Source organism: Paenibacillus sp. 01T442, assembly GCF_056398345.1.
In genome coordinates this window covers 51,611-78,099 of record NZ_JBFTPF010000021.1, presented here as the reverse complement: position 1 = coordinate 78,099, position 26,489 = coordinate 51,611, and the positions used below count along the sequence as shown (strand labels likewise).

Annotated in this window: 13 protein-coding genes and 1 pseudogene; 13 read left to right on the top strand and 1 reads right to left on the bottom strand. The window is 48.8% G+C overall.

From position 1 onward, the window contains the following. Nucleotides 1-67: 67 nt before the first annotated feature. The 13 genes and pseudogenes from AC1DLM_RS18070 to AC1DLM_RS18010 form a co-directional block, all read left to right on the top strand. Complete coding sequence (locus AC1DLM_RS18070; protein WP_441987430.1) at nt 68-2,425, top strand: helix-turn-helix domain-containing protein; 2,358 nt, start codon at nt 68-70, stop codon at nt 2,423-2,425. A 20-nt stretch (nt 2,426-2,445) separates the two neighbouring features. Next, the gene (locus AC1DLM_RS18065) at nt 2,446-3,543 is read left to right on the top strand and encodes a TolB family protein (protein WP_441987429.1); all 1,098 of its coding nucleotides are present in this window, start codon (nt 2,446-2,448) and stop codon (nt 3,541-3,543) included. A 351-nt stretch (nt 3,544-3,894) separates the two neighbouring features. Then, nucleotides 3,895-6,183, top strand: a complete 2,289-nt coding sequence (locus AC1DLM_RS18060; protein WP_477570743.1) for a helix-turn-helix domain-containing protein — start codon at nt 3,895-3,897, stop codon at nt 6,181-6,183. A gap of 251 nt (nt 6,184-6,434) precedes the next feature. Continuing rightward, nucleotides 6,435-7,394, top strand: a complete 960-nt coding sequence (locus tag AC1DLM_RS18055; RefSeq protein WP_477570742.1) for an ABC transporter permease — start codon at nt 6,435-6,437, stop codon at nt 7,392-7,394. 3 nt (nt 7,395-7,397) lie between these two features. Beyond that, nucleotides 7,398-8,270: a carbohydrate ABC transporter permease gene (locus AC1DLM_RS18050; RefSeq protein WP_477570741.1), complete on the top strand. Its 873-nt coding sequence runs from the start codon at nt 7,398-7,400 to the stop codon at nt 8,268-8,270. A 52-nt stretch (nt 8,271-8,322) separates the two neighbouring features. Next, a complete protein-coding gene (locus AC1DLM_RS18045) occupies nt 8,323-9,858 on the top strand; it encodes an extracellular solute-binding protein (protein WP_477570740.1) in 1,536 nt (511 codons plus the stop codon). Nucleotides 9,859-9,878: 20 nt separating this feature from the next. Continuing rightward, nucleotides 9,879-11,207: an FAD-dependent oxidoreductase gene (locus AC1DLM_RS18040; RefSeq protein WP_477570739.1), complete on the top strand. Its 1,329-nt coding sequence runs from the start codon at nt 9,879-9,881 to the stop codon at nt 11,205-11,207. 205 nt (nt 11,208-11,412) lie between these two features. Then, complete coding sequence (locus tag AC1DLM_RS18035) at nt 11,413-15,387, top strand: cohesin domain-containing protein (RefSeq protein WP_477570738.1); 3,975 nt, start codon at nt 11,413-11,415, stop codon at nt 15,385-15,387. 130 nt (nt 15,388-15,517) lie between these two features. Further along, complete coding sequence (locus AC1DLM_RS18030; RefSeq protein ID WP_441987422.1) at nt 15,518-16,681, top strand: S-layer homology domain-containing protein; 1,164 nt, start codon at nt 15,518-15,520, stop codon at nt 16,679-16,681. Nucleotides 16,682-16,872: 191 nt separating this feature from the next. Continuing rightward, the gene (locus tag AC1DLM_RS18025; protein WP_281366704.1) at nt 16,873-16,998 is read left to right on the top strand and encodes a hypothetical protein; all 126 of its coding nucleotides are present in this window, start codon (nt 16,873-16,875) and stop codon (nt 16,996-16,998) included. A 280-nt stretch (nt 16,999-17,278) separates the two neighbouring features. Beyond that, nucleotides 17,279-22,201, top strand: a complete 4,923-nt coding sequence (locus AC1DLM_RS18020; RefSeq protein WP_477570737.1) for a sugar-binding protein — start codon at nt 17,279-17,281, stop codon at nt 22,199-22,201. 73 nt (nt 22,202-22,274) lie between these two features. Beyond that, nucleotides 22,275-23,327 carry a hypothetical protein gene (locus tag AC1DLM_RS18015; protein ID WP_477570736.1) on the top strand — a complete coding sequence of 351 codons (1,053 nt, stop codon included), beginning with the start codon at nt 22,275-22,277 and terminating at the stop codon, nt 23,325-23,327. Between the two features lie 98 nt (nt 23,328-23,425). Then, nucleotides 23,426-23,527 (top strand): annotated as a pseudogene (locus AC1DLM_RS18010) (sigma factor-like helix-turn-helix DNA-binding protein); the annotation flags it as partial. 228 nt (nt 23,528-23,755) lie between these two features. On the opposite strand, the gene AC1DLM_RS18005 reads toward AC1DLM_RS18010, so the two are convergent. Beyond that, nucleotides 23,756-26,191 (bottom strand): sialidase family protein, encoded by a 2,436-nt coding sequence (locus tag AC1DLM_RS18005; RefSeq protein ID WP_477570735.1) that lies wholly within the window; start codon nt 26,189-26,191, stop codon nt 23,756-23,758. Nucleotides 26,192-26,489: the final 298 nt, after the last annotated feature.

The following is a 26,489-nucleotide window of genomic DNA, read 5'->3' as shown; positions in this document are numbered from 1 at the left end:
ATGAAGAAATAATGGGCCCATTCAGGTCCCATTATTTCTAATTATGGAGACTCGAGGAGGCAGAGGCATGTTCTGGCAGCAAAAGAGAAGCCGTTCGAAGCGCGCAATGTCGATAATTTTGCTTTTTTTGAGCCTATGTATTGTTTCGACAGCAGGCCTGTCCTATTTCATCACGACCGAGCATCTTCAGGCAGAAGTCGAGCAAACGAACATGTCCCTGCTCCACGAGGTAAACGATAAACTGCTGTTGGTGTTGAAGGGGATCGATTCGGAAACGATGCAATTTTTACGCAGCCGAGATATGAGGACGTTCATGGAGGATGAAGGGGCTGATCAGCAGGATACGATCACGATTAACAACAGAATCGCGGATATGCTGCTGAGTAACGATACCATTTTTTCAATCGACTTGTATTCCTATGCGAAAAAGCGTTGGTCACAGACGAATCCATTTCAGACGCCGGAGCTAGGACCCGATTATCAATGGATGAATGCTTTTGAGAGATATAAAGGCTTTTATCAGTGGATTGGCACTAGAAAGCTATCCCTTGATGATTCGGGTAACATTCGGCAGAACGTCATGACGCTCATTCGTTCCTATCCGCTTGTACATGGGGAAGGATACCGGAAAGGTGCAGTTGCTTTCAATATTGATGAGCGATCTATCTACAATCTAATCAAAAACGCCATTGATCCTTCTCTCGGCTACTTGTTTCTAGCTGATGCGGAGGGAATCATTCTCAGTCATTCCGATAAATCTTTGATTGGCAAACAAGCAGGTGGGCTTCTTTGGTCCAAAGATATGACCCAGCGGGATGAAGGGCAATTCCGTACGAAAATGAATGGAGTCAACAGAACGGCCTTTTATATGAAGAGTCCGTATACAGGCTGGGAAATTATTAGTGTGGTTTCTGACGCAGCACTCAGCAAGCCGCTGGTCCAGGTGCGAAACACATTGTTCGGCATTTCTATTCTGCTTCTACTTTTAGCAGGAGGCATGTCCATGGTGTTAAACAGTTGGATGTTCCGGCCGGTCAATCGGGTCCTCTCGAATGTGACGAAACAGCTTCAGGCATACGGCCAATATGAAAGAAAAAACGAGCATTGGGCTGACGACGAATGGAGCGGTATCGAAGTTTCTTTGTCATACGTTTTGGCCGATAGCAATCGCATGTACAGGCAAATGAGGGAAACGCAGCCGGTTATTAAATGGCGCCTAGTGATGGATGCCTTGATTGGCGCACGCAAAAATCCAGAGGAGCTGCGCGCCAGCCTTGAAGCCATTGGTTTCCCGCTGCATGCGAAGCAGTATATCGTGTTGGCTGCTGAGTTCGATCAGAAATCGAGCATTGCCTCGTCACAGGATCTCCATTTATATAGCTACGCGCTCTGCAATGTTGCGGAAGAGATGATCAATGCGGAGTACCGGGGGATCGCCATTGAAGCACGGGACGGCCTAGTGGTTATTGTGATCTCGTTTCATGAAGCCGAAGCGGAAGCGAATCTACTTCGTGCATTTGCAGTTGCAGAGATGATCAAGAGCTATGTGGAAGAGCAGTTTAAGCAGACGATTTCAATTGGATTGGGTCACATTGCGCAAGAGATAGACACGCTTCAATACTCGTATCATGACGCGATGTCGGCATTGTCTTACAAAATGATACTCGGAGGCAATACTATCATCTCTAACGATGATATTCGAGAACCAGCGAGCGGAGAGTTTATGCGGCTGCTTGGCATGACGGACGGCATCGTTGACTCGCTTCGACTGACGGATAGCGAGAAGATGAAGAAGCAGACGGAGCGTTGGTTTGGTGAGATGGCTGGCAGCGGTGCTGCACCTGATATGATTCGCCAATTGGTTGTCCACTTTATGATGAAGGCGGCCAAAGCAGTAGGTGAGATTGACCCTGTAATGCTCGAAGAAGCACCTCCGCATAGATTATTCGACCTGCTGAGTCAACATGAAAATATCCATGAGCTCTCGGATTATGTCATTGAGCAGCTTGGCCAGTTTGCCAAGCAAATTGAGGAGAGACGCAGTAATCGAGAGCGAAACGATGTAGTTGAGCGAATCACCGCCTTTATTAACGCCCACTATATGCACAGCGATTTATCCCTGAATTATTTGGCAAGTGAATTCAAGCTGAGTGCGTCGCATGTGAGTCGCATATTCAAGGAGCACAAGGAAAGAAATTTCATTGATTATTTAATGGATATTCGCATGAGAAAGGCGAAAGAGTTGCTTGCCGGTTCCGATATGTTGATTAGAGATGTGTCGGAGGCGGTTGGCTACACGAACGTCAACAGCTTCGTGCGGATTTTCAAGAGGAGTACCGGATTTATCCCAGGTGAATATCGGGAGAGGGAACAAGCGCTGCTGAGAGGAGCAGATGGAGCTAACGATACCGATGTTGCCGAATAAAAATGCTACAGGAGGTACTGATGATGTTAACCAGTACAACAATAACAGATACAATCACCGGGCAGTCGATCCTCGCACTTGGCGTGGAAGGAGGCGATACAGCGCATCTGTATTTTACGGCGATGTCCTGGTTGTCGAACAGCCGACATCTGATTGTGCATACGGACATGGACCGAGAGACGTGGAAGGGTGACATCGTGCGTTTCGATATGGAAACGGGTGATGTGCAGGTGCTGGAAGAAGGCCAGATTTGGGGAAGCGGGGTCGTTTCGCCCGATGATATCATCTATTTATTGAAGGGGAATGAGCTATACGCAATTGATGCATGGAGCGGGGAAAGGCATACGATTTGCAAATTGGAGGAGCATTGCACGTTCTTTGGGCCTTTGTCGATAACGAACGACGGCAAGGTGCTTGGCGTGTATTGGAAGGAGGCGCTTCTTCAGTCCGAGGATGCGGAGTCACAGGAAGCCGTTTGGGTAATCGGCACGGTAAATGTGTCCAGCGGCGAGGTATGCGAAGCAGCCCGTCCTCAATTTGCTGAGCCTTACCCGATAGCGAATCATGCGATGATCAATCCGGTTGATCCGAATCAGGTATTTTTCTCGCATGAAGGCGCGACAGAGCAAATTCCGGATCGACTTTGGGTGGTCGACACGAGGACCGGGGAGATGAGCAACCTCTTTTCGCAGAAAAAGGAGGAGAGCGGACGGCCAATCGAATATGTTGGGCACGAGATATGGGCGCTCGACGGCAGCGGACTGTACTTCGTGAAATATCCGCATAGTCCGGATAAACCGACTGGCGTTTATTTCGTGGATCGTCGGGGCGAGCGGCACGAATTTATTAATGGAGACTACAGGTATTGGCATGTCGGCATTAGTCCTGACGGCCGATATGCAGTGGCGGACACACAGGAGCCCGGTATTTCCAAAATCGTGCTCATCAACACGGCAACGAAACAGTCCGAGCTGCTATGCGAACTGCCATGCCGTGGGATGCATCCTGGTCACCCGCATCCATCATTTAGTCCGGACAGCCGTAAGGTTACCTTCACGTTTTCGGATGAGCATGATGTGCTACATGTTGGGATTATAGATATTAGCGACCGGTTATAGCTAGGTGAGGATTCAAGGAGGTAAGCTTTTCGAGTAAATTGAGAGGGAAGTTTAGTGATAACGGCAAAAGTGTTTCGATGGGAAGAATAGCCTTTGTCAAAAAAGAAGCGCCTCGGTATGATGGGTTTGTCACGGGCTTATAACCCAACACCATCAAGTAGGCGCTCTTATCATGTAGTTTAGACAATCTGAAATACAATATCAATGAATTGAACGAATTCGTACATCTGCTGGATAATGGGTCAGACCTGATAATCCGTTCATATGATTATGCCATGATTATGGACTTCCTTCAATCTCGTCTCTATAATAGGAGAAAAATTAGGCGAAACTGCTTACAAGGGAGATGTTATGAAAATTCGTTCCAGCACATATTTCAACCGTCTCTTAATATACAGTCTGCTGATCGGCTCTATTCCAGCTATTATCGTTGGAATCATCTCATATTACAAAGCCTCCTCTATAGTTCAAGACAAGGTCAACCAGAGTAGCATGGCGACACTTCAGCAGTCCCAACTTCGTGTGGAGCAGATCCTCAAGACGATAGATCATTCGGTTACACAGTACATTAGCTCGCCTCTTGTAGTTAATGCTATGTCGCTCCCTTATTCAGCAGCCAATTATCAGGTTTATAATGAAATGTACCAGAACATGGTGCGCAGCCAAACCTTCGAGCTGACGATAAACAATATGACGGTACTGAATTTAAAAGGTCAATGGGGCGTCGATAACAACAATATTTTTACATTTGATGATGTACGGAATCTGGATCAGCTTCTCCGGTATGAGAATCTGCCTTCATTTTCTTTTTGGGTAACGGACGAGGACAAGCGTTCGCCAAGTATTAGTCTCGTGAAGAAAATCCCGCTGAATTCGCTGAAAGCCGACGGACTGGCCATCGTGACCATCGCCGAATCGCAGCTGGCGAGACTTCTGGCAGCCGATAACCGGATCGGCAGCATCATGGTAATGGATAAGGATTACCGTCTGCTGTCTCGAAGCGATCAGAATGTGCAGCAATCCGCCTTGGAGCAACTTGTTGCCGAGGTGCAAAGGCGAAGTGAAACGGAAGGGCAATTCAATGTAGAGCTTGACGGTGACAACACAAGCGTCATCATGCGCAAGTCAAGTTACAATGGCTGGATTTATGTGTCTGCCATATCCATAAAAGATATTACCCGAGATTCCCRCTCTATAGGCTGGGTTACTCTAATTGTATGCCTGCTCATGGTTCTGGTAACCTGCGGGCTGGCACTGTACGGTTCGCGGACGTTCTACCGCCCAGTTCGGAAATTGGTCGCGACGATTGCCGACAGATTCGAAGATCCGCCAGAAGAAGCCCGCACCGATGAATTTGCCTTGATCAGCTATCGACTGCAATCCATGTTGCAGACGGAATCCCGCCTCTTGGCACAGCTTACGGGACAAGTACGGGAGCTGAAGCATTTTTTTGTCATGAAGCTGATTCGAGGCGAGGAGAAAGAGTCTCAGTTACCGGCTAGACTAAAAGAGTATGGCTATCATGCCAATTGGGGGTGGCATGCCGTACTCGCCATTCAGATCGATGATCTGGAGAGGTCCCAGTACAATGAAAATGACCGTGATCTGCTGCTCTTCGCCATCGCAAATATCGTCGGCGAGCTAATCCCCGCCGAGCAACGGCTAGATCCTGTATTGCTGGAACAATCCCAGATCACGGTTGTGGGAGGTACCGGAACTACGGATGTGGAGTACAAGAATCGATTGTTTGCCGTAGCGGAGCTTATCAGGAAAACAGTACAGCAATACCTGAAGCTGCAAATTAGCATCGGCATCAGCCGTCCCCAAAAGCGACTCATCGATATTTCTGTCTCTGCCGAGCAAGCACTAGAGGCGCTTCGGTACCAGATTCGTTTCGGTCCGGAATCAGTCCTGTTTATCGATGATGTCCAGCCTGAAGATTTGGTATCCAGCGTGTTCCCGCACCGTGCGGCTAAAGAGCTTTACGATGCAGTTAAGCTGGTGGAGCGGACAAGGGCTGACAAGCTGTTGGAACGCTGCATTGGACTGATCTTTAATGAGCAAGCTGACTGGCGCCAATATCGGATGTCATTGGTCAGGCTGTACACTATGCTGACCGAGCTTGGACAGTCCGAGATAACTGCGGATACAAAGAAGGATACAAAAACGGAATTACCACTCGATCAGGAAAAGCAGCTTTTTGACAGACTACTCGATCTAAAATCCCAGGAGGAAATCCGCCTTTGGTTTTGCGATACCGTCATTGCCCCGATCATGCGCAGGCTAGAGCAGCAGAGTAAGTCTCACGCTAAGAAAATATCGGACCAGATAACTGATTTGATCCATCAACGCTTTGACACCGAGCTTACCCTTGAGGCATGCGCGATGCAATTGAATTACCACCCCAACCATTTGGGGCCTCTGTTCAGCAGGGAAAAAGGGATCAGCTTCAGCGAGTACCTTCTAAACTACCGTTTGATGATGGCGAAGCAATGGCTGGTCGAGACAGATATGAAGATCGGGGATATTGCGGTAAGATTAACCTACACCAACCCTCAGAATTTCATCCGTTTTTTTCGCAAGATGGAGAACATGACGCCAGGACAATACCGGGAATTGCACTGCCATCCTAAAATATGAAAGCTTCACTCCAAAGACTCCACGCGATAGGTCCCCTGCCTGTCGTAGGGGGTCTTCTTCATGTTGAAGCGATAACAAGAGGTCTCTTCTCGCCTAGGCTCATGATTATTCCGGACGTGATTATGATTATAGTCTCTACAATGACAAACACCTTTCCTGATGATTATCCCTTGATTATAGACGTCCGCATGTCGGCCGTTTATCTTGAAGGTACTCACAAAAAATCACGAAACACGAAGGTGGAGTCGAAGATGAATCAAATCAAAGGAAATCTTGCGCTTCAAATGTCTGCCGCTAAGCCGAAGAAGCAATGTTTCTGGTACCAGATACGGAGGAACAAATGGCTGTATGCGATGCTTGCCCCCGGGTTGCTTTACTTTCTGTTGTTCAAATACGCCCCTATGTGGGGACTTCTCATAGCTTTCAAGGATTATCAGCCTTACTTGGGCTTTTTCGGCAGTAAGTGGGTTGGCATCAAGCACTTCGAGCGGCTGTTCTATGATCCGTCGTTCTGGATGCTTCTGAGGAATACCCTGGTGCTGGCCGGGTACAATATTTTTTTCTTTTTTCCCGCACCGATCCTGCTCTCTCTCATAATTAATGAAGTGCGCCATGAGAAATTTAAACGGGCCATACAGACCTTCATCTACGTACCCCATTTTATCTCATGGGTCGTGGTGGTCGGCATAGCCTATACCTTCTTTACAATCGACGGCGGACTGGTGAATGAAGCCATTATGGCAATGGGGGGGAGCAAAATCAACTTTCTCGCAAGTGCAGGCTGGTTTAGAACCATGATCACACTGGAAGTGATTTGGAAGGAAACAGGATGGGGGACCATTATATTCCTTGCAGCCTTGGCAGGAGTCGATCCCCAGATATACGAAGCCGCAAAAATAGACGGAGCGGGAAGGTTGCGCCAACTATGGCACGTGACGCTTCCTGCCATTCGCTCTACCATTATGATTCTTTTCATTCTCCGGCTGGGTACCTTTTTGGACACGGGCTTTGAGCAAATCTTCCTGATGCTGAATCCGATTAACCGTGAGGTCGGGGAAGTGTTTGACACTTATGTGTATTCGGCCGGGATTACGCAAGGGCAGTTCAGTTTCAGTACCGCTGTCGGCCTTTTCAAGTCGGTTGTTGGATTTGTACTGGTCATCAGCTCAAACTGGTTGGCCAAAAAATTCGGTGGGGAAGGGGTGTATTAATCTATGAATCAACAAAACCGAAGCTGGGGAACCCGTCTGTTCGACTGGACGAACATCGCAATCCTTCTGTTGGTGTCGGCTGTGATGCTCATCCCGTTTCTGTATATCATAGTGATTTCCTTCGCGACGGAGCAGGAGGTGCTATCCAAAAGCTTCCTTGTATTTCCAACGAAATTCTCGTTGGCGGGCTACCGTTACATCCTGTCTACTCCAATACTGCTTCGTAGCTTGACTGTTACCATTGGGGTGACTGTGATTGGGACACTTGTGAACCTGCTGCTGACTGTGCTGATGGCGTATCCACTTGCCCGCAAAGACCTGTATGGACGTCGTCCCGTCATGCTCATGGTTATTTTCACGATGGTGTTCAACGCCGGTATCGTGCCTACTTTTTTGATGGTTAAAGCATTACACCTTACTAATACCTACTGGGCGCTTATTATTCCTGGCGCGATCAGTGCTTTTAATCTGATCATCATCAAAAACTTCTTCCAGCAGTTGCCTGACGGTTTGGAGGAATCGGCCAAGATCGACGGTTGCAATGACCTTGGGATTTTATTCCGTATTGTCATCCCATTATCTCTGCCTGCGATTGCAACCTTTTCGCTGTTCTACGCAGTAAATCATTGGAATACTTTCCTGAGCGCTATTTTGTACATCAACGATTCAAAGAAATGGCCAATCCAGGTCCTGTTAAGACAGATAGTGATCCTGTCGGAGAAGGGGTTGTCCGATATGAACGAGGCGCCTCCTCCACCGTCCAAGATTATTAACATGGCGGTTATCGTGTTCTCCACCGTTCCGATTCTGTCGGTTTATCCATTTTTACAAAAGCACTTCGCCAAGGGAGTGCTGCTCGGTTCGGTTAAAGGATGAACTTGTTCATCATTTAATATAATATCTTCAATATTATGAGGGGGAGTAAGACATGAATCAATTAAATCACAAAATGGCCCTAACGGGTCTCGCAGCAATCCTAACGGCTGCCAGTTTGTCAGCGTGCGGCAGCAATCAGGAAGAGAAGAACCAGAAGGCAACGCCAAGCGGAAAGTTTACATTCACGATGATGAACCAGTATTCGTCGACCGAGCCTCCCAAGGCCGACAATCCGATTATCAAGCAGATCGAGGAATACACGAATACCAAGATCAATACCACCTGGGTTCCGGCGTCTGCTTACAATGACAAGGTCAACGTCTCCATCGCATCCAATGATCTGCCTCAGGTACTGATGATTGGGGATACCAAGTCCTCATCAATTATCAATGCGGAACGATCGGGCATGTTCTGGGAGATCGGACCCTATATCAAGGAGTTTCCCAACCTAAGCAAGTACAACGCGAATGAGCAGGTACTGAAAAATATCTCAGTCGATGGCAAGGTTTACGGTTTGTACCGCGCCAGAGCGCTGGCCCGTCAGGGCATCGCCTTCCGGCAGGATTGGTTAGACAATCTGGGCTTGCAGCAACCCAAGACCATCGATGAGCTCTACAAGGTTATCCGCGCTTTCGCCTTAAACGATCCGGACAAAAATGGCAAAAACGATACATTCGGGCTAGTGGAGGCCGAGGATTCCGGCGGCGCAGGCGCCATGGGTCTCACCGGCTTCCAGACCATCGCCTCCTTCTTCGGAGCGCCCAACCAATGGGAGATTCAGGATGGCAAAGCAGTTCCCCAGGTTATGACTAAAGAGAATATGGAAGCCATGAAGTTCTACAAGAAGCTGTATGACGAAAAGCTGATTAATCAAGATTTCGCTGCAACCAAAGTCAACAAACAGCAAGAGCAATTCTATCAAAGCAAGGCCGGCATGCTGTTCACTACCCTTGACTTCGTAATTACAGGAGGAAACGAGCTGAAGAAAGCTAATCCTGCTGCCAAGATCGATATTGTCAGCAGAATTCAGGGAGCTAAGGGAGAGCGGGTGTTTGCAACCACTGGATATAATGGGATGTTCGTGTTCCCAAAAGCCACAGTCAAGTCGGAGGCGGAGCTGAAGCAACTTCTTGGTTTCTTCGACAAAATCGTCGATGACAAAATGATGTATACCTGGACGTGGGGGATCGAGGGTGTTCATTACACCAAAGGAGCGGACGGAGAACCGGTCATCTCTGACCAGACTGCTTATGCCAACGAGGTATCTCCTCTAAAGCAACTGCCTACCTATGACGGTGCGCTGATGATCTGGAAGGGCAAGGGGGAAGCGGACAATAGATTCCGCACCATGTTGAAAAACAACGAGGCAATTGCCGTATCCAACCCGATGGAGCCCCTGATCTCTCAGACAGCTGTGGAGAAGGGAACGGAGCTGAACAAGATCATTGCCGATGCCCGTGTCAAATTCATTATGGGAATCCTTGATGAAGCCGGCTTCAATAAAGAAGTGGAGAAGTGGCGCTCTCAGGKCGGGGAACAGATTATAAAGGATTATACGGAACTGTATACGAAGCAGGCCAAGAAATAAGGTTCGGGAGGTCTACCGATATGAACAAAGAGTTTTTTGATTTTGATCTTATCATAGCGGGCGCGGGTGTCGGAGGAATTAGCGCTGCGCTTGCTGCTGCAAGATTGCAGATGAGGGTGCTGCTGATTGAGCAAGCCAGTGAAGTGGGGGGGACAGGGGTATTCTCCAGTGTATCCCTGGTATGCAACTTCCGGGATTCCTGGGGAAAACCGATTACCAGCGGAATTCACCGAGAGTTGTTTCCCACCTCATACACGCATTACAGCGAGAAGCTTGTTCCTACTTATGATGAGCAGGAATTGAAGGCTGCTTACCAAAGGCTATTGGCCTCCGAACCGACCCTTACGCTGTGGACCGACTGTGAGGTTTTCCAAGCAGATAAGCAGAATGGACGAATTGTCCGACTACATATCCAGGGCAGCCGAACAGCTACAGTTACCGCCAAGATATACCTCGACGCCACTGCCGACGGCAATCTTTCCGCGTTGGCGGGATTGAAGTACAAACTGGGCAGAGAAGGAGACGGTAAGTTGCAGTCCGCCACCGCCACTTTCAAGGTCAGCGGCATAGACTGCTCCCTACTGAAGGAGCCGGATATTCGGCAATGGTCGGCGATTCATTCGTTGCGCAGGGAGCTGCTGCCTTATTACCTCGACATGAAAGCGGCAGGCGGCACCAGCAACCCCCGGCAGGGTATCACTTGTTTTCCTTATCCAGATGGAAAAGCCCTGCTGTTCAACTCTACTTCGGTGCTGGATGTGGACCCCACCCGGCCAGAAACCGTTTCTAGGGGCAGGGAAGAGGGAATTCGGCAGGCGCAGGAGTTGTTTGATGCCATTCAACAGCATCCTGCTTTCCATAATGCGAAGCTGGATTACATTGCCCCTAAGCTCGGTGTCCGAGAGGGGCGGCGAATTGTAGGAGAATATGAACTGACCGCAGAGGACTGCCTGCAGACCAGGTGCTTTGATGATATGGTGGCGGCATGCGCCTATTCCTTGGATATTCATAGTCCGGATGGAGGCGCGACTAGGCTTGAAAGTATTCCCGAGCCAGGCTATTACCATATCCCATACCGTTCGCTTATTCCCAAGGGCTGCGCCAATCTATTACTGAGCTCCAGATGCATCAGCGGCACTCACGAAGCTCACAGTTCCTACCGGATCATGGCCTCGGTCAGCGCTATTGGTGAAGCAGCGGGAACAGCAGCTGCACTCTGTGTGTTCTACGGTCATCAGGATGTCCGGGAGGTCAAAACCTCCCACATCCGGTTCATTCTCCAGCTGCGGGGTCAATTTATAGAAGGAGAGGTGGAGCGGGTTCAGATGCCTACAAGACCTGCCTGGTAGCAGAAATTAATTAACGATTAGACCAACAAATGAAAACGCTTGCAATAATGCTTGCGATTGGATTTCAGATCAGGATAAGGGAGTGAACATGATGTTCGTGAAAAAGTGGATGATCCGTTTGATGCTTGTATTGCTTTTATCAGTTAGCATTCTTGGGGAGGTGGCGCCCTGGGCTGTCGCTGCCCAGCCGCAGGCGGACGTAAGATTGAGTTCGCCCCCAATTTACAGCGGAGTAACCAAGGCTTGGCCAGGCGATGCAGACAAAGATCCGACGCACGCTGCGACTACCGTAAACGGCACGGCGTGCTGGGCGACGTCACAAAATCCGCTAAACCCCTACCTCTACGTTGATGTCGCGGGCTCCGCGAAACCTGCGGGCGCAACGTACGCGATTGTGTCCGTTGATTACTTTGACGCAGCGGCGACGACCATGGCCATCGAGTACGACGGCCAGAGCAACGCGTACCAGGCCACTCCGTGGATGCCCATGAGCGGCAGTCAGACCTGGAAGAATCAGATCTTTGAGCTGAGCGGAATCAAGTTCGCCAACGGCACAAACGGCGCAGATTTCCGCCTGCGCGTTCACAGCCTCAATGGCGTCATGCCGGGAATCTGTATCGCACGCATCCGGGTGACCTTTGCAACGACCCCAGCGCTGTCTGTGATGAACCCGAACTTGCTCTTTACAACTAATTCCGCAAGCCTGGATTTCGGCACGGTGGGTGATTCGGTTTCCTATGATATTTCAGATGATCAGGGCGTGAGTCTTCGCACGGGATCTGTCCCCGTAGGCACCAACGGACATGCTCCGCTATCCGTGATGGACCTCGGGCCGGGATTCTACAACCTCACATTCTCAAGCGTGATTGATGACCAAATGGTTACGCGCGCCACAACGTTTGGCATTGTGACCCCGACGCCAGCGGGCGCATTGAGTCCTGACTCCTTCTTCGGGATCGACTCACATTTTGGTCACTACAAATCCCTCGAAGATGGACTCATGAACGCATTGGCGACAATCGGATACGGCCACATTCGAAGCGACATTAACTGGTCGCTAATTGAAAAACAGCCAGGCGTGTACAACTGGGCAGGGTACGCCTTTGAAGCCAAGTCACAACAGTCTCTTGACCTCGGCATGACTCCCCAGGGAGTATTGGCATACAACAACGCAAATTATGACAACGGGAAAACGCCGAGCTCCGCGGCTGGTCTGGCTGCATTTGGTCAGTTTGGGAAAGCTGCCGCCGAGCACTATAAGGGCAAGGTCAGCGATTTCAACATTTACAACGAGTTCAATGGCACCGGCTTCAACAACGGCGCTTGCGGTATTACAGCAGCCTGCTATTTGCAGATGCTTCAGGCCATGTACGGACCCATTCACGAAGGAAACCCAGACGCGAACGTCATGGGCCCGATTGGAGCCACCTTTGACGATAACTGGTTTAGTGCCTTTTTCGCTGCCGGCGGTATCAACTACATTGATACGTTCGCGACGAATGTCTACGGCTACGCTTTGGAGGGGGCAAACACCCCGCCCGAGCGCACACTGTTGGTATCGAAGCTTCCTGCGTTGGTGCAGCAGGTGAAGCAGGCGGCTGGAAATCGGCACGTACCCTTTTGGATTACAGAGAACGGTTGGCCGACGTATGCCGCCGCCTCCACGGAGCCCCAGCAAGCGGACAACCTAGTGCGTGCTCAGGTGCTAGTGAAGGCAGCTGGCGTGGACGTCCTCAACTGGTACTCGGCTATGGATGACGGTACTGACCCCACTAATAGAGAACATCACTTTGGGTTGTTCAGGCAGCCCGTCGATGGCGTGCTTGGCGTAGCTCCGAAACCGGGAGCTGTCGCTAACGCTGTGCTCATTCGCGCGGTGACCGGAAAGACGATCGGTGCTCGCGATGACCTCGGCTCCGTTACCGCTTACTCGTATCCGAATACGGGAGGAGACTCGACAACTCGGGTGATGTGGTCCACCAGCTCCGAGAACATTTCTTTGCATACTTCCCAGCCTCTTATCATCACTGATGAGTATGGGGCAACGCAAACGGTGAATCCGACAGACGGCAAGGTCGTTCTGACGCTTAACGGCAGCCCGATCTACGTTACGGGCAACGTTGACAGCTTGGGCGTGACGCAGTCTGCGGTAACGGTGAAAGTCGCCGATCAGTCGATCAAAGGAGATACGGTCACAGTTACGGTGACTGCAGACCGATCGAATCCCAATACGGACCTACCTAATGAGTTGACAATCACTGCGAACGGATCGCAGCCTGTGAACCTTCTCACTTCTCCGGGCCAGGTAACGAGCGCCACCGTCAGCGTTCCTGCAAGCACACTCCTCGGCCCGCGGACTGTGGCCGTAGACGTGACGAGGGGCGACGACAAGAACCAGCCGAGTCTTGTTGCTGGCTTGAGGGCAACGACAAATGTCGTCAAGCCGTTCGAGATCAGCGTCCAGCCGACGATCACATCGGATGCGGCATCCCGAAGCTACTTTCTCGACATCGCGCTGAAGAACAATCGAGCCAGCGACTTCACGCCGACCAAAGTTGCCTACCAAGTAGGGCCGACATCAGGGAATGTGTCGAATATGGTGAATGTCCCTGCAAGTGGAACTGTGTCGATACGCGTCCCGCTCTCCGACATTCCGTTGTTCGATTCTCTGAGTTATAACGTGGCCGTTGACAGCTCCAGAGATTCGGATGTTTCATCGGGTTCGATTTCCTACGCTCCCATCGAACCCGCGAACCACCAAACCTTGCCCGCAATCGACTTGGCGACGCAAGCGACATGGGTATCGATTTTGGGGACGCGCAGTAGTAACAGCGACCTAAGTGGGCAGCTGCATATCAACTACAACAACGATGCGCTTGTGATCGACGCCACGATCACAGATGACAAACACTTCGGCGCACGCACGCCAAACACGATGTGGCAGACCGATTCCATCCAGTTCAGCACCTACGACCGAGTGCCGGGGCAGGCAGGTGGCCAGCGCGTTGAACTCGGTGCAGCACTTCTCGACAGCGGACCGTCGGTTTACACCTTCGCAGCGCCGACTGGCCAGCAGGTGGGACCAACTCCTGGCGCCMAAGCGAATATCACGCAAAGCGGCAGCACCATGCACTATGTCATCTCTGTCCCATGGGCCTCGCTTGGGTTTAGCGGGCCACCGACGCAGACCATCGGAATGTCGTTCCTGGTGAATGACGATGATAAGGGCTCCACGGGCGATTCCCGCGATGGTTTCTTGCAGTGGGGATCGGGAGTCGGAACGACGCCGAAGGACCCCGCACTGTTTCGCAATGCACAACTAATAAGTGTGCTGCCAGCGCCAACGATGCCTCAGTCTACTTTGGCAGGTGCACAGCAGGTGAACCAGGGCGAAACCTTTGATGTAACGATGGGATTGACTGGCGTTACGCAAAGTGTATACCAGCAAGTGTATGCGCAAGATTTGACTCTTCATTATGATCCAGCGAGTTTGCAATTTAATTCAGTTACTTCACTGAAAGACGGATTTCAAGTCATCGAGCAAAAGGAGGCCGTGCCAGGGCATATTCGGATTTTGGTTGCCAGTGTGGGCGCGAACCAAGGGGTGTTGGCTCAAGGAGATTTGTTGACTATCAAATTTACGGCGAAACCTGTTACTCAGGCTACCTCTTCGACAGTTTCTGTAAGTAATGTCATTATTGCCAATGGACAGGGGAATGAACTGCAAGTAGACGGATCCTCTCGTGAGATACAAATAAGTATTCCTAGTACACCTGTTGATAAGTCGCTCTTGAATGCATTGATCGCAAGTGCACAGGCCACGTACAATGCTGCAGTGGAAGGCAATGGGAACGGGCTGTATGCGATTGGCTCCAAAGCGCAATTGCAGTCTGCAATCGATGCAGCCACTGCGACAGCAAACAATCCGAATGCCGCACAGCAGCAGGTAGATAGTGCGAAAGCCGGATTGGAAGCTGCCATTCAAATGTTTAACACGAAGAGAATAACGGCAGATGTCAATGGAGATGGAAGTATTTCTATTGGAGACTTGGCTATTGTTGCAGGGGGTTATGGTAAGCAGCAAGGTCAAGCGGGCTGGAATGAGAAAGCGGATGTCAATCATGACGGTAAGGTTGATATTGAAGACCTGGCAATCGTAGCCAGAACGATCTTACAATAAAAAACCACGCATCATGTTTACTGGAATGGATTTTTACTCGCATTAGCGAAGATAGGAGTGTGGAGGGAGAGCTGAATACGCTCTCCCTCCAATTATTCAGAAATATGTACCGAAAGGGCGAACTTCATCGATGTTAAAAAAACTTCTCGTATTCAGTCTGACGTTACTTTTGACTATGCTCTTACTTCCTCAAATCGTTATACATGCAAACTCCGGAGCAACCTTTTTACTTTCCATCACGAACCAAAGTGTTTCTGAAGGAAATGACTTCCAGGTGACGGTAAGCGGAAAACAATTAAGTGATATGTACGCATATGAGGTCAATTTATCCTTTGATACCAGCCATCTGAAGTTTGTAAAGAGTGTTGGTAGAAGTGAAGGCTATACGGTTAATCCGATTGTAAACGGGAATAAGATTCAAATCGCACATACGCATATCGGCAATAAATCAGGCGAGTCCGGGGATGTAACACTGGCTACGCTGACATTTCATGCGGTTAATCAGGGTTCGGCCGATATTGAACTGGACAGTGTGAAACTAATGAATTCGCAATTAGTGCCTAATATGGTTTCGATTAAAAGCAAGCTATCGGTTCTTGTAAAGGCATCGGGTAACAGCGGTAAACCAGCGGTGGATGTATTCAATAGTGATATTGTCAATGTAATAAACTTAGTTCATGCTTTCGAGTCCAAAGTAAAGGAAGCTAACAAATCTATTGCCAAGATTGAACTGGCTGACATTAAAGGGCACTGGGCTGAAAAGACCATCGATACGTTCGTGAAACTGCACGTTATCGATGGGTATGAAAATGGAACTTTTCAACCGGATGGCAAAATTACACGCGCCGAATTTGCAATGATGATCTCGCGCGTATTCGATATCAGTGGCGACACGAATCATTTACTTGTTCTGAACGATATTGACAACCATTGGGCTAAAAGCGCTATTGAGAAACTTGCTAGCGCAGGTGTGATTGCCGGTTACGGAGACGGAACCTTCAAGCCGGACACAACGATCAGCCGAGAAGAAATGGTCGTTATGTTGTCCCGAATTGTCAACTTGAGTAAAGCGGACAAGGATACTTCCAAGGGGAACTTTGCCGATATGGCAAGTGCAAGCTCCTATGCAATGAATCAAATTAAAGATGCAGCAGAGGCAGGCATCATCAGCGGGAAGAATGATGGGATATTCGATCCGCAAGGCAACTCCACACGTGCAGAGGCACTTACAATCATTCTGAATGCATTGAACCTTGATCCTCAAATGAAAACACTTTTGGATAGCTTGAACTAACCTAAGCTAAATTTCGGAAGTACGGGGGTTCAGTTGGATTTGGAGCGTTAAGCGTTCACTATTGTGTGAGCGCTTATTTGTGTTGTGAATATGGAGGAAACTTGATGATTAAGTGCTTTTGTATCATGAAAAGAATAGTGGTGCAAAAAATGTGTAGCACTAGAATCAAAAGAAGCTGAGAACATCAAGAAGTGAAGCTTTCCATAAAAAACGGCGGTTGGTATGGTGGGTTCAAGCCGAATTACATCTGGCTAACAACGATCAATCCGATTGATCCGAATCAGGTGTTCTTCACGCATGAGGGTGCAACGGAGTAAATTCCAGATCGACTTTGGGTGGTCGAAACGGGACCGGGGAAAAGAGCAACCTCTATTCGCAGAAAAGGGAGGAGAGCTGACGACCAGTCAAATATGTTGGGCACGAGATATGGGCTCATCAACACGGCAACGAAACAATCCGAGTTGCTATGTAAGCTGCAAAATGAAAACGCTTTCTTAATTTAAGTCCATCATGTGATAGTCGAACTCCGGGAACGGACCGGTGATAGGGATACCGATTAGATGGAAAATGACAAATGAGGGAGTGAATGAATTGGAAATGAAAAAGTGGATGGTAAGCTTGGTTCTGGTCCTGCTTTTGTCCTCCTTGCCTATGAACGGACTTCTGCCGGGAGGAAATGTGACAACGGTTCAAGCGGAGGAAGCCTTGCAAAGCGCAACGATCGGCAATTTTGAAAGCGATGAAGAACTTTGGAATTTCAGCTTGGGATCCGAGTTTCCGGGAGCCCAAGGCGCGTATGGACGGGATGCGTCGGCTCCGAGATCCGGGACCTTTTCGGGGAAGTTACATGGCGATTTCAGTGCGGGCGGCAAATATGTAGCCATCAGTAAAAATTTTCTGCCCTTGGATATGCGGAAGCTGGAGTTTTGGCTGAAGTCGGCCGACGCCTCCGGGGTTACGCTTCGGGTAGTTGATTCGACCGGACAGGTGCATCAGCGGAAGATCGCGCTGGCGAATGCCAATTGGCAGAAGATCGAAATTAGCACCTTCAACATTGGCACGAACTATCTGCATTTCGGCGGTGCCAACGACGGCAAATGGCACGGTCCCGTTATTGGCATCTCCTTTTTGCTGGAAAAGTCTAATTTGATCGGCGGCAAAACGAGCGGAGACGCTTGGATAGACGATGTGTCGGTAATGGCGCCGCCTCAGGAGACCGTATGGGAGAACGCCATCGGCACCTTCGAGAACGGCTTCGACATATGGTCGCTGGCCTCGCAAGGCGGAGCCAAGGGCGAATATATACGGGATACGGCCGAGATCAAGTCGGGTGCTTACTCAGGCAAGCTGAGCGGGAATTTCAGCGCTGGCGGGCTGAATGTTTCGCTCGGACGAAGCTTTTCTACGCCTATAGATCTGAAGAAACTGTCGTTCTGGGTCAAAACGTCCGATTATTCTGTGGTCCTGCTGCTGGTGAAGGACTCGACCGGGCAGGTACATCAGCAGAAAATCTCCTTGGCGCCTACCGGCGATTGGCAAAAAATCGAAGTGTGGACCTTTAACGCCGGCACAAGCTATTTGCATTACAGCGGGGCAAACGACGGGGTATGGCATGGTCCCGCCCAGGCAATCGGGCTCTTGGTGGAGAAGTCCGGTCTGGTCAGCGGCAAAACAAGCGGGGATATCCGCTTCGACAATGTCGTTGCGACCGGTTCCTTCCCGGATTTGGCCGTTCAGCAGTCCCAATTGGGGAATGTCTTCCTGGCGAGTGAGCCTGCATCCTTTCCTCTCACAACAAGGGGAGATACGGTAAGCTGGAGCGTTTATGATCATTTGGATCATCAAGTATTGGCAGGCACCGAGGCGGTGCAGGGCGGACAATTGAATTTGACGATTCCTGTTCAGCAGCTTGGTTATTATAAGCTATCTGTTGCTGCGAAGAAGGGGGGTCAAACGATTCAGAGTACGGACATTTCGTTTGCCCGCTTGGCGGCTGATGACCCAACTCTGACAGACAACTCTCCATTTGGGGTATCCACTCACCTTGCTAGAACAAGCTCCGGATGGACGCCTGAGTTAAGTACGCTGTTGAAGCGGGCGGGGGCCAAAAATGTCCGTGACGAAATTACATGGGTAGATGTTGAATATGAAAAAGGGAAATATCAGAAGCCGCCAGGCCGTGATGCCTTTATGCGGAAAACGCAGCAAGACGGCCTAAAGCCGTTCATCACCCTTGACTTTACGAATCCGTTTTACGATCAAGACAGTACGCCCTATTCAGACGATGGCCGTCAGGGGTTCGCCAATTATGGCAAGGCTTTGTTGGACTTATATGGCAATCAGATGGAATGGGTGGAAGTCTACAATGAGTTCAACGGAGGTTTCGGTGATCGGGGGAACGGTCCGGCAGACTCACGTCCAGACTATTATTTTAAACTGCTGAAGAAGACCTACGAGACGGTGAAAGCTGCCAGACCGGACGTCACCGTAGTCGGCATGGCAACAGCTGTCGATATCCCCTGGATGGAGGAAGTGTTTAAGCTTGGCGGACTTCAGTACATGGATGCAGTTTCCATCCATCCATACAATCTAACTCCAGATGGCATGCTGCAGGCTGTGCTTGATGCGAAAAGCTTGATCCGGAAATATAATCAAGGTCAAGATAAACCGCTTTGGATTACAGAAGTCGGCTGGCCGACACACATTGGCACCACGKGCGTAGTCGAAAAAACGCAAGCGGATTATTTGGTGCGTGCCTATGTGCAGGCGCTGGGCGCCGGCGTCGAGAAAGTGTTCTGGTACGACTTGATGAACGATGGCATGCAAGCCGACTATGGCGAAAATAATTTTGGTCTCATTCGACATCAGAACGATCCCAAGGGCCAATTCACGCCGAAACCAGCCTATGCGGCTTACGGGGCGATGACCCGAGAATTAATTGGAGCCTCATTTGTCGAACAAGAAACCGTCGGTACGGGCATAACCAGCTACAAATTTGATAAAAACGGCCAGAAGCTAAGGGTTGTTTGGGCCAATACCCCCGTGCAGGCAGCCATTCAAACGAATGTACCGATTCAAGTCACGGATATCATGGGGAACACGGAAACCTTTACACCACTGAATGGCAAAGTGTATATGACACTAACCGCCGAACCTATTTACATTCAAAGCGATATTGACGGTATTGCGGTCGATTCGACGTTCGCATTGACGGGAGCAGAAGCCGTAACTGGTGAGCCAGTATTGCTGAGTGTGGAAGCAAATAATGCATCCACATCGCCGCTGACTGCAACATTTACTGTGGAAGGCTCAACCTATCCTTTGTACGCGGGAGCCGGTCAGAATGCGTCACAGCCATTTGCCCTGCCTGGATTGAGCCAGGAAGGCATTCGCTATGTAACAGGCGATTTGACCGTGAGTGGGAACCGAATTGGAAGACTGAAGCATGCGATTCAGACCCTCCCTTCCTATCGTGCAAGAATCATCCCTGTTATTACAGATGTGAATACGAAAGGGGAAGCATTGAAGATCCAAATCCAGAACTATTCCAAGCAGCAAGGGCTAACCGTCAGGAAAGCCGATTGGCAGTTTGGTACGCAGTCAGGAACACAGAATTTGAACGATGTGATTCCTCCAGACACCACCAAGACGTTTGATATTCCGCTCAGCGGGTTTAATTACGGCGTCAGCAACCAAGTGCAAGTGACTGTCCAATTTGACGGAAAAGCATCCTTCGTTTATGGAGGGAAGCTGGATTTCAATCCGATCCTTCCTGGTACGCTGCAGCTTGACGGCTTGGCTGACCCAGCGATCATAGCGTCGCCGCCAGTCGCCCAATTGTCGCAAGGAACGGTAAAAATGCAAAATTACACAGGTCCAACGGATTTGGACGGCAGCGTATGGGTGAATTGGGATCGGGATTATTTCTATTTGACCGCGAAAATCATTGACGATGTGAATTATACATCTATAAGCGGAGCGGAAATTTGGAAAAATGACAGCCTGCAGTTTGCTGCGATGGCGGGTATCCCTGGAGAGAATTTGGGATGGTATGAAATTGGACTATCCCAAACACCGCAAAGGCCGCAAATCTTTCGTTATTCATCGCCTAATACCAGCGTCAGGGAGCTTGTGACGAACGGCTCTTTGCAGGTATCGCGCGATGAAGCACAAAAGGTTACGGTCTATGAACTCGCGCTTCCATGGTCGGAGCTTGCGCCGATTAAACCGGAAACGAATGGGGCCTTCAGCTTCTCATTGGTCGTAAATGATAACGATGGTACCGGTCGTAAAGGATATATCGAGTGGGGTTCTGGCATTGGTGAAACCAAAGATCCCAAAAAATTCAGAACGGTTCAATGGATTAAAGCGCCAACGCCTCCCGTCATCACCATGGAAGGGGTAACGGCAGGGGGGAACTACACGGATCAAGTAATTCCAGTCGTGAGAGCCGAGGATGAAGACGGTGACTTGCAAACCGTTCGCACGCTTTTGGATGAGGAAGTCTGGATATCTGGCACCCCCGTGACTAGCAAAGGGAACCATACGTTATACGTACAAGCTGTTGATCAGGCCGGAAATGCGACCGAGCAAACGATTCCTTTCAAACTGTACCATAGCACGATACTGGCAGCCTCTAATGCGGAAGGAAAGCTAAATGATTCCGTAGAATTAAGGGCTACATTGCAGGATAGGAATGGGCATGCGATTGCCGGGGAAGCCGTGTCCTTTGCGGTATACGAGAATACGATCGGAACGGCTGTTACCGATGTGAATGGGATAGCACTGCTCAACTACACCATCCAATTGGAAGCGAACGCGGATCAGGAAAAGGTATATCCGGTTCAAGTTTCGTTCAATCAGAATGATGCCACGTATTTCCTTCATAGTGAGGGGAATGGGGGCGTTACGGTGAAGCCTTCGCCGAAACCGAATCCTCAGGATGCTCCTGGAAAAGCGGTGTTGTCGGATGATAATGGGTACGACACGGGAATTCTGGACGGCAAGTACTCGATCACCATGAACATGTGGTGGGGAAATAACGGCAGTACGTATAAGCTTTTCGAGAATGACGTACTGATCGATACGCAAACCCTCACAGCGCATTCGCCGAATGCCCAAACTACCGTCACATCCGTTACGTACCGACCTAATGGTACTTACCGTTATTATGCGGAGCTTTCCAACGCATCGGGTACAACACGAAGCGATGTGCATACGGTAACGGTTACCCAAGCAGCACCGGCGGTGCCCGTTCTCTCCCATGATAATTGGGATGGTGACGGAAACTTCTACGTCAGCATGAATATGTGGTGGGGTACTAATGGTACGACTTACCGCCTGTATGAAAATGGCATACTCATCGATACGCGACAGCTTGCTGATCGCACGCCGAGCGCGCAGTCAGTCACAACAGCGATCCGCAATAAACCGAAAGGTACGTATGAGTACCAAGTTGAACTCCTTAATTATGCTGGAGCTACGGTTAGTGGGAAGCTAATTGTGATCGTAAACAGTTGATAAAATGATTCCTGAACACTTGCTCCCTCGATGGGAGCAGGTGTTTTTACAAAATAAGAAAKCTAGGTGGTTCATGATGTCGAAAATCAATATTGAGCAATTTACACAGCTGCATACACCCTATAGGCTCGACCGTCCGGTATTGAGCGGATCGGGAACGGAAGGCAATTTTGATTCACAAGCCGTTGATTGTCCTTTTGTTTTTGCCCATCAGGATTGTTTCTATATGATGTACGTTGGATTTGACGGAGTAGGATATCAGACAGCGCTTGCGACAAGCTCGAATTTGTTGGAATGGGAGCATAAGGCGATTATTCTCCCGCGATTGCGCACGGATGAAAGATGGGATCATGTGGGTGCTGCCGGATCATGGATGCTGCTGGAGTCAAATTTCCTGTACGACCTGCCGCGACTCAAAAAGATAGACAATCGCTATTGGATGATCTACCACGCTTATCCGGATAAGGGCTATGAAGCAGGCGGCGCCGTGATGGGACTCGCATGGACAGAGGATGAGAACTTACTGGAATGGCATAGGTTGGATCATCCTGTCTTTACCAATCAAAATGGAGCGGATTGGGAAAAGGCAGGTTTATATAAATGCTGCGTTATCGAACATGAAGAGAGATATTGGATGTTTTACAATGCTAAGCGCGAGGAGCAGTGGCCTTGGAAAGAAGAGACGGGGCTTGCCTTTTCGAACGATTTAATCCATTGGGAACGCTATGAGAACAACCCCATACTTAAAGTGAAGGAAGAGAGCTTTTTTAGTCAATTTATTAGCGACCCTTGTATAAAGCATGATGGTCAGCAGTGGGTCAATTTTGCCTTTGGCTTCGATTGCCGTCACGCGCAGGGTGCCCTGGCGTTTTCTGACGATTTAACAAATTGGCGTGCGGTTGAGCAGCCGCTGCTTCCACATGGGGCCGAAGGGGAACTTGATGAAATTCATGCCCATAAGTCGAGCGTAATCTACTGGAACGGGGTGCTATATCACTTTTATTGCGCGAGCAGGCCTTACAAGCTTGGTGATGTGACTAAGCTGATCATATTCGAAGAGCAAGATGAGTTTCGTTGTATTGCAGTGACGACCAGCGAACCAATAACTATTGGAGTGATAAAATAATGAAGGGAAATGACTGGAGATATGCCTAAGGAGGAGGTTGCAGAATTGTATTGTGGACATGAAGTTTCTGCACATACGTTTACGCATCCAACGATTGCAAGGTGCCGAAGGAGATGGGGATTTCGCGTAGCTATGTGTCGCGTATTAAGAAGCGGGCGCTGATGAAGCTATATCATGAATTTTACAAGGCGAAGCGGTAAAGGAAAGAACAGCATTGCAAATACACACAAACGGGTTTTGGTGTAACTGCTAAAACAGATCAAAGATAGTCTTTAATTATTGCTTAATTATACTGTMAACTTATGTTTTAGCAAGATAACCTTTAAAATCCCATTGGTTACACGGTACTTCATCGAATAATTCCAATGAAAAAAGGTAGATGCTGCTCTAACGCAGTAACTACCTTTTTTACTGTGATTGCTGGAATTCTATTGCAAGCTTTGGACATCTGCTGCACTTAAAGGATAAGCGTATATCCTAACTTGGTCGACCAGGCCGTTCATCGAGCTTGCGGAGTTGACGCCTACGGTCAAAGGAAATGCATTAGATATATTCCCACCCGTAAGTATAGTGTTCTGGCCGACCAAAACAGAATCGACGTATAGCTTTAGCCCCAAAACCCTATCGGCTACGGCTACAACATGGTGCCACTGCCCATCTGCAAAGGTTGCTGTCGATTGGATCGCATCACTGGTACTACCATAATCCAACAGAAATTTAATCGTATTATTTGTTTCAAATCGTAACCAATATGCGGCATTTGAATCTCCTTTATTCAACATATATTTGATTGTACCAGAGACGCTTGTCTTCACCCATGCGGAAACGGAGAAGTTCCCTGTTCTACCGAAATCAAAATCATTGCTGAAGGGATCTCCCAAAGATACATAATCGCCATTTCCGTCAAAGCTTAAAGCACCGCCAAACATACCGCTCGCACTCCGAACAGCATTTGTAATTGTTCCATGATAACCATTGTAGGTAGAATCCAGCACTGTACTTCCCGTGGTCTCATCAAACTTCCAATATCCACTCAACCCGTATAAATGTCCCACTTCCGTTGAATTCAAAGCATAGTTGTATAGTCTCACTTCATCAATGAAACCATTCATTGTGCTTGTAGAATTGCTTCCAATGGTTAATGGAAGGGAGTTGGAGATGGTCCCGCTTGTAGGGCTGGTATCCTGCCCAACTAATACACCGTCGACGTATAGTTTAAGACCCGCTGTTCGGTCGGCGACACCAACAACATGATGCCATAGCCCATCCGTATAGGTGGCTGTCGATTGAGCGGAGTCAAAGGTACTGCCATAGTCGAGAAGGAATTTAATGGTATTATTCGCCTCGAATCGTAACCAATATGAAGCGTTCGTATCTCCTTTATTTAAAATATATTGTGTTGTACCCGTTACGCTGGTTTTCACCCAAGCAGAGATCGAGAAGTTTTGTGTGGTTCCGAAATCAAATGCACCGCTGGAAGGATTGCCTAAGTTTACATAATCGCCGCTGCCGTCAAAGTGTAAAGCACTTCCAAATTTGCCGTTTGTGTCACGCGTCGCGTTCACAATGGTTCCGGGATTAAGGCCGCCAGCGGAATCCACAACTGTAGTTCCTGAGGTTTCATCTAAGCTCCAAGTACCGATGTTCGATTTATTCCACCAAATTCTCGAAACAATGGCTCGATTAGGAACGAGGGAGTTCCATTCGTTGCTTGTCACAATGCTTAAATCAGGTGTAACCGCAGTGGTTCCGAAATTGCCMAATTGCGCCCGGTTGTCTGTTATCGACATCACGATTTGCTCTGTGTCTTTCTTGACACGAAGCGTGACCGAATCGACTTCAGCCATCCATAAGGGAGCCCGGTATCTGAGGATATCCGTGTTAGAAGCATCCTGTCGTGTATAGACAAGGTATAGCGTATTCGGTTGTGTCACCCAATGCATCTGCGTATTCATACTACCGGTTATAGCTGTTCCGTCCTCCCATTGCAAAGTCACTGCTGACTGCCAGGTCAAACCGTCACTGCTTTTGGCCAACCTGTTCTGGAGATCATCGCGAAGGGTCATAAAGTATTCATTATTGTACTTGGTAAGGGATGTTTCAATACCGGAACGGTTTCCGTTCCCCCCTGAATTGGGTACCGACGTACCTTGGTTGATGTAGGAAAGTGCAGTGCCGTTAAATGAGGCCTTAACAACCTTTACGGAGCCCGTTCCGTCCAATAAATTGATTGGCCAAAGAATGTCTCCTGTACCATCCTCAGCTTCATAGGGATAAACACTGCCCGTATGTCCGAAAATATTAGGCCAGTCCAATAAATACCAATCGCTGCTCCAAGTTGAAGTGGCAGGATCGTATACTGCATAAGCGGGGTAGTTATGTTTCTTAGCAAAATTAAGGCCATAGGATTGGGCCATGCCGAACAGGATGATCTTTCCTGTTTTTTTGTGATACACGGGGACGGGATCAATTAGCATACCTTGGTAACCATCCGGCAGTGTCTTCCATTGAAATTGAGGAATGGTTGTCAGCGATGACCAAGTCTCACCTAAATCCGTGCTGGACGTAAAAGCAATATCATAAAAGACATCCGATAAATTGGTAGGGCTTTCATTCTTATCTTTAGAAACGGTGCACATAATTTGGGGACTTGAACCGCCCGGAGTGGTCGCACATCGCATGTGAGTCCACCAAAAGTTATTTGAACCATCATTTTGATAAGCTACCTTTTCATCAAGCATGTAAGAAGGTGGTGAAGACGCATGAGCAACAGGTGAATTAATAAGTATGAAGTACCCAAGTGTCAAGGTAAAGATGAAAGTGAAACTGAGGCTAAAAAGAAGTATTTTTTGATTTTCTTTCATAATAAAGTTTCCTCCTAACATATCAATTGCCATGAATCATAGTTTATTTAAAGCGCATTCATAAGTAGATACTTGCTACCGTATCCCCTCCATTAAAATGTAGATTCCTCTAAGCACGGTCGCTCATCTTTGAAAGTCGTCAATAGAGGTTTCTCTCATATTATCACTAGGAACACTATGCGATAACGGGATGAAATTTAGATTTGGTGGATTTATTCAAGTACTATTAGGCTGATTGAACATCCGACCATCCGATGGAAGAAAGTGTCTCCAAATCGGTGAAAATTGTATTATAAAC

Bases quoted from the DNA above. Each gene is read 5' to 3' on its own strand.
- AC1DLM_RS18070 (WP_441987430.1), top strand. From the start codon at position 68: ATGTTCTGGCAGCAAAAGAGAAGCCGTTCGAAGCGCGCAATGTCGATA.
- AC1DLM_RS18065 (WP_441987429.1), top strand. From the start codon at position 2,446: ATGATGTTAACCAGTACAACAATAACAGATACAATCACCGGGCAGTCG.
- AC1DLM_RS18055 (WP_477570742.1), top strand. From the start codon at position 6,435: ATGAATCAAATCAAAGGAAATCTTGCGCTTCAAATGTCTGCCGCTAAG.
- AC1DLM_RS18050 (WP_477570741.1), top strand. From the start codon at position 7,398: ATGAATCAACAAAACCGAAGCTGGGGAACCCGTCTGTTCGACTGGACG.
- AC1DLM_RS18040 (WP_477570739.1), top strand. From the start codon at position 9,879: ATGAACAAAGAGTTTTTTGATTTTGATCTTATCATAGCGGGCGCGGGT.
- AC1DLM_RS18030 (WP_441987422.1), top strand. From the start codon at position 15,518: ATGTTAAAAAAACTTCTCGTATTCAGTCTGACGTTACTTTTGACTATG.
- AC1DLM_RS18015 (WP_477570736.1), top strand. From the start codon at position 22,275: ATGATGTCGAAAATCAATATTGAGCAATTTACACAGCTGCATACACCC.